7 protein-coding genes are annotated in these 8,236 nt (G+C 61.7%); 6 read left to right on the forward strand and 1 reads right to left on the reverse strand.

Annotated features, from left to right (window positions below):
* From CMI59_RS16045 to thiD, 6 genes are all read left to right on the forward strand, one after another.
* On the forward strand, positions 1 to 290 hold a 290-nt coding region (locus CMI59_RS16045), incomplete at its 5' end, for a hypothetical protein (RefSeq protein WP_293329239.1).
* 210 nt (positions 291 to 500) lie between these two features.
* Positions 501 to 2,432, forward strand: a complete 1,932-nt coding sequence (ftsH, locus tag CMI59_RS16050; RefSeq protein ID WP_293329240.1) for an ATP-dependent zinc metalloprotease FtsH — start codon at positions 501 to 503, stop codon at positions 2,430 to 2,432.
* A gap of 112 nt (positions 2,433 to 2,544) precedes the next feature.
* Positions 2,545 to 3,534, forward strand: a complete 990-nt coding sequence (locus CMI59_RS16055) for a DUF3883 domain-containing protein (protein WP_293329241.1) — start codon at positions 2,545 to 2,547, stop codon at positions 3,532 to 3,534.
* 148 nt (positions 3,535 to 3,682) lie between these two features.
* A complete protein-coding gene (gene folP, locus CMI59_RS16060) occupies positions 3,683 to 4,504 on the forward strand; it encodes a dihydropteroate synthase (RefSeq protein WP_293329242.1) in 822 nt (273 codons plus the stop codon).
* Positions 4,505 to 4,757: 253 nt separating this feature from the next.
* Positions 4,758 to 6,104, forward strand: coding sequence for a phosphoglucosamine mutase (gene glmM, locus CMI59_RS16065; RefSeq protein WP_293329243.1), 1,347 nt, complete (start codon positions 4,758 to 4,760; stop codon positions 6,102 to 6,104).
* Between the two features lie 47 nt (positions 6,105 to 6,151).
* Complete coding sequence (thiD, locus tag CMI59_RS16070) at positions 6,152 to 7,006, forward strand: bifunctional hydroxymethylpyrimidine kinase/phosphomethylpyrimidine kinase (RefSeq protein WP_293329244.1); 855 nt, start codon at positions 6,152 to 6,154, stop codon at positions 7,004 to 7,006.
* Here the strand turns inward: thiD and CMI59_RS16075 are convergent.
* On the reverse strand, positions 6,995 to 8,236 hold a 1,242-nt coding region (locus tag CMI59_RS16075; RefSeq protein ID WP_293329245.1), incomplete at its 5' end, for a PLP-dependent aminotransferase family protein. The two genes, thiD and CMI59_RS16075, sit on opposite strands and share 12 nt — an antisense overlap.

Raw genomic sequence — 8,236 nt, forward strand, 5'->3', positions numbered from 1 at the left:
CGCCGCTCGCGCTCCTGCCGGGCGGAGAGGGCGTCTGGGACGGGCGTTTCCGTGTTTTGCTGCCGGAGGCGCCGGCGCGGCGCGGCGGCTATCAGGCGGATTTGCTGGGCGCGGAGGGGCTCAAAACCCTGCGGGCGGAAGGCGTAGCGCTGCCGGATGCCCCCGCGCAGGTGCTTGCCGCAATGCCGGCACTTTTCGCCGGTAAGCGTCTCATTGCCGCGCCCTTTGGCGAGGCGGCGGCGGGGATTGGCCGGGCGAAGGTGAAATTTCGTGCGATTCCGGTTCGTTAAGCCTGTCTCATAACGTCTTGTTACCAGCCGGGCTGCTAGCATTTCTCGAGACAATCGACGGTGACGGCTCTTGGTAAACCCTTTCGGGTTCACTATCTTGTCACTAGATTAGAAAAGGTCGAAAAGTCGCCGGCCCGCGCGTTCCGCGCATGGCATGGTGCCTGCACAAAGGCTGACTACGTATTCGTTCAGCCGAGGAAGGTCCGAGAGTTGTCCAATTTCAGGAATTTCGCTCTGTGGGTGATTATTGCGCTGCTTCTGGTTGCGCTGTTCAACCTGTTCCAGAGCCCCGTCCAGCAAACATCCTCATCCGAGATTAATTTCTCGCGTCTGCTCTCCGAAGTGGATGCCGGCAAGGTGAGGGATGTCACGATTTCCGGCGACAAGATCACCGGCCATTACACCGACGGGAAGAATTTCAGCACCTATGCGCCGCAGGACCCGAGCCTGATCGACCGGCTTTACGACAAGGGCGTGCAGATTACCGCCAAGCCGACCGATGAGGGCGTGCCGACCATTCTGAGCGTGCTGATCTCCTGGTTCCCAATGCTGTTGCTGATCGCCGTCTGGATTTACGTCATGCGGCAGATGCAGGGCGGCGGTGGCAAGGCGATGGGCTTCGGCAAGTCCAAGGCCAAGCTGCTGACCGAGCGCCATGGCCGCGTCATGTTCGACGATGTGGCCGGTATCGACGAGGCCAAGGAAGACCTGACCGAGATCGTGGACTTCCTGCGCGACCCGCAGAAGTTCCAGCGCCTTGGCGGCCGTATCCCCAAGGGCGTGCTGCTTGTCGGACCGCCCGGTACGGGTAAGACGCTTCTGGCGCGCGCCATTGCGGGCGAAGCCAATGTGCCGTTCTTCACCATTTCCGGTTCCGACTTCGTGGAAATGTTCGTCGGCGTGGGCGCGAGCCGCGTGCGCGACATGTTCGAACAGGCCAAGAAGAACGCGCCCTGCATCATCTTCATCGACGAAATCGATGCGGTAGGCCGTCATCGCGGCGCCGGTCTCGGCGGCGGCAATGACGAGCGCGAGCAGACGCTGAACCAGCTCCTGGTGGAGATGGACGGCTTCGAGCCCAATGAGGGCATCATCCTGATCGCCGCGACCAACCGTCCCGACGTGCTGGACCCGGCGCTGCTGCGTCCCGGCCGTTTCGACCGTCAGGTCGTGGTGCCGAACCCGGATGTGGTGGGCCGCGAAAAGATCCTGAAGGTTCACATGAAGAAGGTGCCGCTGGCCCCCGATGTCGATGCGCGGACGATTGCGCGCGGCACGCCGGGCTTCTCGGGCGCCGATCTGGCGAACCTCGTCAACGAGGCCGCGCTGATGGCGGCGCGCCGCGGCAAGCGCCTCGTCACCATGGCGGAGTTCGAGGATGCCAAGGACAAGGTCATGATGGGCGCGGAACGCCGCTCCATGGTCATGACCGAGGAAGAGAAGAAGCTGACCGCCTATCACGAAGGCGGGCATGCGCTGGTGGCGCTGCATCAGCCGGCTTCCGATCCGATCCACAAGGCGACGATCATCCCGCGCGGTCGTGCGCTGGGCATGGTGATGCGCCTGCCGGAGCGCGACCAGATTTCGATCACGCGCGAAAAGCTCAAGGCCGACCTCGCGGTTGCCATGGGCGGACGCATCGCCGAGGAAGTCATCTTCGGCCATGAAAAGGTGACGTCCGGCGCAAGCTCCGACATCCAGATGGCGACGAACATGGCCAAATCCATGGTCACGCGCTGGGGCATGAGCGACAAGCTCGGCCCGCTTGCCTATCACGAGAATGAGGACGAGGTGTTCCTCGGCCATTCCGTGGCGCGGCAGCAGAACATGTCGGAAGAGACGCAGCGCATGATCGATAGCGAAGTGCGCCGCATCGTCGATGACGGCTACAACACGGCCAAGCAGATCCTCACCGATCATATCGACGAGCTGCATACCATCGCCAAGGGCCTGCTCGAATACGAGACGCTTTCGGGCGACGAGATCAGCAACCTGCTCAAGGGCGAGCTGCCGGTCCGCGACAGCGGCGAACCGATGCCGCCGACCGATAGCGGTCCTTCGTCCTCCGTGCCGACCACGGGCGGCAAGAAGGGCGACGAGGGCGGCCCGGTGGGCGTTCCGCCCGCGCCGCAGGGAACCTGATCGCCGTCGAATACGAATGATTGAGGGAGGCTTCGGCCTCCCTTTTTCGTGCTATGTTTTTAACGCTATGGAAAATAATGTTGAGAGTGGAACAGTTGGCTAGGAGGGGTATATGGAGCCGATCATCTTTGTGAATATTGGTTGGATGAAAAAATACGAAGGTGAAAGCCTAGATGATCCTTTGGAGCCTGGAAATTTTGGTCATTTCAAGTCTCGGGGGACAGGAAAGCCAGTTGGGCACGAGCAGTGGAATTTTAAGAGCGATCGAGGGTGGGTATACGGCTATGTCCCCAGGAGTTCGGGCGTCAATATCGGCAAATTAGGGGCGCTACCCGGAGAAAAAGAAATTCAAGGAGTCCTCGTCGTCTTTATTGCTCGAGATCCGCGTGCAAACCAGTTGAAGGTGGTCGGTTGGTATCGCAACGCAACAGTCAAACGCTCAGCAGAGTTTAGTCACAAAGTGGGAGGGAACTTAGTCGAGACGACAATTATTGCTAAGTCAGCGGATTGTTTTGTGCTGCCGGTGAGCGATAGGGACATAGTTGTGCCAACTGCGAAGAAAGAAAAGGGAGGTGTTGGTCAGTCGCCAATCTGGTACGCAGGATCTCATCCAGAACTGATTAGTCGAGTACGTAAATTAATCGATGGGGTGACTTCAAGAGGAAGGCGTCCATCTTCGGTCGGCAATTCGCCAAATGGAAAAAGTGCCCCGCGAAATTTGGATCCTGAAAGTAGATTGAAGGTAGAGAAGGTCGCCATGAAAATGGCAATGGAATATTTCGATAATTCCTTAGACGTTTCCAAGGAGTGCAAGGGGTGGGATATCGAGGCTGACGGGTTGGGTGGCCGTATTTTTGTGGAAGTTAAAGGGCTTTCTGGTTCCTTTGTGAATTTTGAGCTTACTCCAAACGAGTATAATCAAATGAAGCGCCATACTCGGAAATACATTTTATTTGTTGTGACGAATGCTTTATCTGCTGCTGTTAGAGCGCATATTTTTCGCTATACGCTGGGAAAAAATAAGTCGGGGGTATGGGAGTCAGAAGAGGGGACGATCCTGAGTCTGAATGAGCGAACCGGAGCTCGCGGTTTTTTGGCTTAACAGTTCGGGTAAGTTAATGCGGTCTGGTTCTTGAAATTTTCGACTTGGCTCGGCGGCTGAGCTGAAGTGGGTAGTTATTGTTGCTATACGAATGATTGAGGGAGGCTTCGGCCTCCCTTTTTCATGTGCCGGATGGTATGAACGCGACATGTCCGCGCCCGATCCAAAAATCCTCGGCATTCTCAACGTAACGCCGGATTCCTTTTCCGACGGCGGCAAATATTTCGAGCCCGGCGCGGCGATCGCGCATGGGCGGGAATTGCTTTCGGCAGGAGCGGACCTGCTCGACATCGGGCCCGCTTCGTCCAATCCGGATGCAAAGCCCGTCGGCGCGGAAGAGGAGATCAGGCGTATCGCGCCGGTGCTCGATGCGCTGATCGAAGCGGGGGCGGAAATCTCCGTCGACAGTTTCGAGCCGAAGACCCAGATCTATGCGCTGGAGCGGGGTGTGGCCTGGCTCAACGACATTCAGGGCTTTCCCGATGAAAGCCTCTATCCCCGGCTGGCGGATGCCTCTTGCGGGCTCATAGTCATGCATTCGGTGCAGGGCCGGGGCAATGCCGACCGGCGGGCAGCGCCCGAAGGCGACATGATCGAGCATATCTGCCGTTTCTTCGAGGCGCGGCTGGAAGCCTTTTCCAAGGCGGGGATCGCGACGGAGCGTGTCGTGCTCGATCCCGGCATGGGCTTTTTTCTGGGGTCGGTGCCGGAGACCTCCTTTTCGGTGCTGGCGCGGGTCGGCGAGATCAAGGCCCGTTTCGGCCTGCCGGTGCTGATTTCGGTGTCGCGCAAGAGCTTCCTGCGCAAGGTGACGGGCCGGGCGCCGGGCGAGGCGTCGGCGGCGACGCTTGCCGCGGAGGTGCTGGCGGCGCTGAACGGGGCGGACATGATCCGCACCCATGAGCCGGGCCCTCTCGTCGATGCGTTGAAGGTGCTCAAGGCGCATGACGCCGGAAAAACTCCACACTGAAAGAAACGGCAAGAAAACGTTAACTGCGTTGCAAGCGGGCGGCCTTATATTTGCAGCGAGAGCAGATGCCGGTCGGATGGAATCTTGTTTCGAGATTCCATCCGACCGGGAAAATCTGTTCTCCACCTTTCGTTTGGACCGTCTCGAAGACGGTCAGGGGGAGGCCGCCTTTAGGCCGGTTCAAATCGGGAATTCATCGATTTGCCGCAATGGGCGTGTAGCGCAGCCGGATCGAGACTTATTGAGGACCTTCATGTCGCGCAAATATTTCGGGACCGACGGCATTCGCGGAACCGCCAATACAGGCAACATGACCGCCGAGACCGCGCTGCGCGTGGGCATGGCGGCGGGGCGCGTGTTCCGTCGTGGCGATCATCGCCATCGCGTGGTGATCGGCAAGGATACGCGGCTGTCGGGCTATATGCTGGAGCCTGCGCTGACCGCCGGTTTCACCTCCATGGGCATGGATGTCTTCCTGTTCGGCCCGCTGCCGACGCCGGCCATTGCGATGATGACGCGCAGCCTGCGCGCCGATCTCGGCGTGATGATTTCCGCCTCGCATAATTCCTTCGAAGACAACGGCATCAAGCTTTTCGGTCCGGACGGTTTCAAGCTGTCCGACGAGGTGGAACTCGAGATCGAGTACCACATGGACAATGGCCTGAAAGACAATCTGGCCGATGCGCGCGAGCTTGGCCGCGCCAAGCGTATCGACGATGCGCAGGCGCGCTACATCGAGCATGTGAAGCACACCTTCCCGAAAGACCTCACGCTTGAGGGCCTTCGTATCGTGATCGATTGCGCCAATGGCGCCGCCTACAAGGTTGCGCCCGCCGCGCTGTGGGAACTGGGCGCCGAAGTGGTGACGGTGGGCACCGAGCCCAATGGCTACAACATCAACGAGGATTGCGGCTCGACGGCGACCGAGCGCATGTGCGGGGTGGTGCGCGAGCGCCGCGCCGATATCGGCATTGCGCTCGACGGCGATGCGGACCGCGTCATCATCGCCGACGAGAACGGCCGGGTGATCGACGGCGACCAGATCATGGGGCTCGTCGCGCGCCACTGGAAGGAAATGGGCACGCTTTCCGCGCCGGGTGTCGTGGCGACGGTAATGTCCAATCTGGGGCTTGAGCGCTATCTGAAGTCGATCGATCTTTCGCTTCATCGCACGCAGGTGGGCGACCGCTATGTCGTGGAATATATGCGCCGGCACGGCTTCAACGTCGGCGGTGAGCAGTCCGGCCATATCGTGCTCAAGGATTTCTCCACCACGGGCGACGGGCTGATCGCTGCTTTGCAGGTGCTTTCCGTGCTCAAGGTGAATGACAGGCCGTTGAGCGAGCTCGCGCATGTCTTCGATCCGGTGCCGCAGATCCTGAAGAATGTGCGTTTCCGCAAGGGTGAGCCTCTGGGCCAGGAGCAGGTGCAGGAGGCGATCAAGGAAGGCGAGAACCGGCTTTCGAAGAATGGCCGCCTGGTAATCCGCAAATCCGGTACGGAGCCGCTGATCCGCGTGATGGGCGAATGCGATGACGAGGGATTGGTGAACGCCGTCGTCAACGATATTGTGTCGGCTATCGAAGCCAACGCCGCTTGAGGGCCGCCTGAGACCCAAATGCGGGCGGTAAACGCCGGAACAGCAATATGACCAATAACGCCAGGGGCGAGCCGCAGGGCCGCGTATTGATCGTGGCCGGTTCGGATTCGGGCGGCGGCGCCGGAATTCAGGCCGACATCAAGGCCGTGACCATGATGGGCGGTTTCGCCATGACGGCGGTGACCGCCGTGACCGTGCAGAACACGCTGGGCGTGACCGGCATTCACGAAATTCCGCCGCAGATCGTTCGCGACCAGATGAAGGCCGTGCTCTCCGACATCGGCGCCGATGCGGTGAAGACCGGCATGCTGCACAGCGTGGAGATCATCGAGGGCGCCGCTGCCGAGATCGAGGCGGGCGCCGCCGAGGCGGCGCTGGTCGTCGACCCGGTGATGATTGCCAAGGGCGGGGCGCGGCTGCTGGCGGAAAACGCCGTCGATGCCATGCGCCAGATCCTCATTCCCATGGCCACGCTGCTCACCCCCAATGTGCCGGAAGCCGAAGCGCTGACGGGCCGCGAGATCAGGACGCTGGACGGCCAGAAGGCGGCGGCCGATGCGCTGCTCGGCCTTGGCGCGGATGCGGTGCTTATCAAGGGCGGCCATCTGGAAGGGACCATCGTCACCGACGTGCTGGCGACGCAGGAAGCGATGCACACCATGACGAGTCCGCGCATCGATACCCGGCATACCCATGGCACCGGCTGCGCGCTTGCCTCCGCCATCGCGGCGCTGCTGTCGCAGGGCGTTGAAATGACGCTGGCGGTGGAGGCCGCGCGCGATTATGTGCATGAGGCGATCCGCACCGCGCCGGGCTTCGGCCAGGGGCATGGGCCGCTCAACTTTCTCGCCCTGCCGGACGAGGACGACACGCCCGAAATGGGGTCGATGCTACGCCACTAAAGGCGTGGAAAGCGGTCCGGTTTCGAGCAGCTCACGCATGATGGCGAGGCCGTCCGACAATTGATCGCGCGTCGCGGGCTGGCCGATCGCCAGGCGGATATGGCGCGAGGTTCGGTCCGTGCGCCCCACCATGAAGTCGTCGCCTGCTGCGATGGCAAGGCCCTTGGCGCGGGCGGCTTCCACGAAATGATGCGCCCGCCATGTGTCGGGCAGTTCCACCCAGGCATAAAGCGACGCGTCATTCTGGCGTAGGGCATATCCCGACAGCGCCTCTTTCGTCATGCGGTGGCGTTCCGCGACTTCCGCGCGCATCAACCCGCAGAGCATTCGCGCTTCGCCGTCTTCGACAAGCGTTGCGGCCAGCTCCGCCATCAGGGGCGGCACGGTCTGGCCGAAGCCGTATTGGATAGCGCGGGCGCGGTCGAGCATTTGTCGTGGTGGCACGAGGAAGCCGATGCGCAGCCCCGCGCCCAGCGTTTTGGCGAGGCTGGTGACGAAATAGCTGATCTCCGGCGCGAAACAGGCGATGGGCGGCGGCCTGTCGGTGAGGAGCGCGCCATAGACGTCGTCCTCGATGATCGCGATCTCATGCGCGCGGGCGATCTCCGCAATCTCCTTACGCCGTTCCTCGCTCATCACGGCGCTGGTCGGGTTTTGCAGATTGGGCACGATGAAGAGCGCGGCAGGGGCGTGCTCCTTCGCGGCACGGGCGAGCGCGTCAGGTACGATGCCTTCGTCGTCGATCTTCACGCCGACAATGCGCCGCCCCATCAATGCGGCCTGCTGCGTGACCGCCTGATATGTCAGTTCCTCGGCCAGAATGATGTCGCCCGGCGCGGTGGTGGCGAGGATCGCGGTGAGGATGCCTTGCGAGGCGCCGGAACAGACGACGATGTCGTCGGCGCCCGGCGCGAAGTCGCCATGGGCCAGCCATTGCGCTGCCGCTGCGCGATGACGCGGGCTACCGCCCGGTGCGAGATAGACGTTGAAGGGTTCTTCCGCCGGGCGCGGTTCGGCCATGCTGGCGGCGAGCGCGCGCGACATGATGTCGGTCTGGCCCACGGTCGGCGCGAAGGCCGCCTTCATGGCGATCTCCGTGCCCTCGGGCAGGGTGACGAACGCAGCCGAGCCGACGCCCCTGTTGCCGCGCGCGTGCGCTTCCGCGCCGGCGATGAAGGTGCCGCGTCCCACTTCTCCCGACACCTCGCCCCGGCTTGCCGCCAGCGCATA

Origin of the sequence: Parvibaculum sp. (assembly GCF_002684405.1) — a bacterium.
Lineage (GTDB): Bacteria > Pseudomonadota > Alphaproteobacteria > Parvibaculales > Parvibaculaceae > Parvibaculum.